This window comes from Aquimarina sp. (genome assembly GCF_977115655.1).
The window spans coordinates 1-2,197 of sequence record NZ_CDSBKO010000143.1; the positions used below are offsets into that span (position 1 = coordinate 1).

Annotated in this window: 3 protein-coding genes; all 3 read left to right on the forward strand. The window is 37.1% G+C overall.

The window, feature by feature from the left end; translation table 11 throughout:
* Window positions 1-94: 94 nt before the first annotated feature.
* From tnpA to tnpC, 3 genes are read left to right on the forward strand one after another with little or no spacing between them, the layout of a single operon-like run.
* Window positions 95-334, forward strand: coding sequence for an IS66 family insertion sequence element accessory protein TnpA (tnpA, locus tag ACZIYX_RS23865; RefSeq protein ID WP_462684762.1), 240 nt, complete (start codon window positions 95-97; stop codon window positions 332-334).
* Window positions 334-702, forward strand: coding sequence for an IS66 family insertion sequence element accessory protein TnpB (gene tnpB / locus ACZIYX_RS23870; RefSeq protein ID WP_462684763.1), 369 nt, complete (start codon window positions 334-336; stop codon window positions 700-702). Before tnpA ends, tnpB begins: the two co-directional genes overlap by 1 nt.
* Window positions 703-729: 27 nt before the next feature.
* Window positions 730-2,181 (forward strand): IS66 family transposase, encoded by a 1,452-nt coding sequence (tnpC, locus tag ACZIYX_RS23875; protein ID WP_462684764.1) that lies wholly within the window; start codon window positions 730-732, stop codon window positions 2,179-2,181.
* The last annotated feature ends 16 nt before the right edge of the window (window positions 2,182-2,197 follow it).

A 2,197-nucleotide genomic window follows, 5' to 3' on the forward strand; every position in this document is an offset into this window, starting at 1 on the left:
TGTATCCTTCCGTCTAAGTACATCTTGATTTGATTTATGCTTGCGGCTATTTTTGCTAAAAAAAGATATGTCTAAATCATCAGAGTCTACACGGATGCATAAGTTGGTATCAGCATACCATAATTCAGGTCAAAGTCAGAAGGCTTTTGCCCAGGCTCATGGTCTAACAAAAGGTAAATTACATTACTGGATCAAGAAATTATTAAAAGAATCCATTCCATCACCAGAAACTTCTTCTTTTATACCTTTAGAAATGACCAGTAGAGAATCTTCTTCTTCGAAAGTTATTACAATCCGCACCTCAGATGGATTGGAGATCCAAATCCCTATGTGATGTTTGCATTAAGTAGTTCACTAAATTTTAAGTTGTATGCTCATCCTGTAGATATGCGGAAAAGTTTTGATGGGCTATCCAATTTGGTTAGCAATGATCTGGAGAGTAACCCTACCAATGGTTCAGTCTATATTTTTATTAATAAGCTTCGCAATAAGGCCAAGTTGTTGCACTGGCAAGGCGGTGGATTTGTATTGTACTACAAGCGTTTAGAACAAGGTAGTTTTGAATTGCCTATTTATGATGCTACTACAGCTAGCCTTACTTTGGATTATTCTCAATTGGTCTTATTGATTGACGGAGTGTCTATTACCAATATTAAGCGAAGAAAAAGGTATAAACAAACACAAAAACAGATGGTAGTTTAGCAGTTGTTTATTATTTTGGTCATTGTTATGACCTATCAAGAGTTACTTGCTGGATATGAATCTCAAAAGAAGACCATTGCTTCTTTACAGGAACAGTTGGCTAGTCTTTATAAACTTATCCATGGGTTTAAATCAGAACGTTTTCTACAGGAAATAGACTTAGAACAATTATCCTTATTTGCAGAAGCTACTACTATAGTAGAAGAGCCAAATCAAGAAACGATTACTTATACCCGTGATAAGAAAAAACACCAAGGCCGTAATGCGTTACCGGAACACCTACCAGTACGTGAGGTAATCATAGAGCCAGAAGAAGATACTACAGGTCTTATCAAAATTGGAGAGGAAGTAACAGAAACTTTAGAGTATACCCCAGCCAGTCTGGTAAAGAAAAAAACGATCCGTCCTAAATATGCAAACAAAGATGGTGATGGTATTTTGATTGCGCAATTGCCTAGTCGCCCTATAGACAAATCTATTGCAGAAGCCTGCCTATTAGCACACATTTTAGTAAGCAAATATGTAGATCACTTGCCTTTCTATCGTCAAATACAGATGTTCAAGCGTGATTTTGGATGGGAACCAGCTGGGAGTACGATGAGTGATTGGATGGCAGGATGTTGTAGGCTACTTGAACCACTTTACAATGTCTTGAAACAAAAAATACTTACCTCTGGATATATTCAAACCGATGAGAGCCCGATCAAAGTATTGGACAGTGACAAGAAAGGCAGTACACATCAAGGGTACCAATGGGTCTATCACGATCCCATTCAAAAACTTGTACTTTTTAATTATCGGAAAGGGCGTGGACAGCACGGACCTAAAGAATTGCTCGCATCCTATAGTGGATATCTGCAATGTGATGGCTATACTGTATATGATAAAATAGGAACAGCCCCAAACATTACCTTAGCTGGATGTTTGGTACATGCGCGCAGAAAATTCCACGATGCACTAGATAATGACAAAACAAGAGCACAAAAGGCACTTGCTATTTTTAGAGAAATCTACAAAGAGGAACAACAAATCAAAGAACTAGCAAACGATGATGTTAAAAAAATTAAGACCTTACGCCTAGAACATATACAACCACTATTACAAAAAATACGTGATTGGATTACAGAAGAACAATATAATGTATTGCCTAAAAGTGCTATCGGAAAAGCGATGACCTATTTTGTAAATCAATATCACAAGTTTGAAAATATATTCCTAGATGGTAACATCCAATTGGATAACAATCTTATTGAAAACTCTATCAGACCTATGGCCATTGGTAGAAAAAACTATCTATTCTGTGGATCGCATAAAGCAGCTCAAAATGCGGCCATCTTGTACTCATTCTTCGGATCTTGTAAAATGAAAAACATAAATCCCAGAGAATGGTTAGCAGACACATTAGAAAAATTACCCGATCACAGCATACAAAAACTGGAAGAACTACTGCCAGGATATCAAGAAAAAATCACAACGTAGTTGCTCGGAGGCTTAC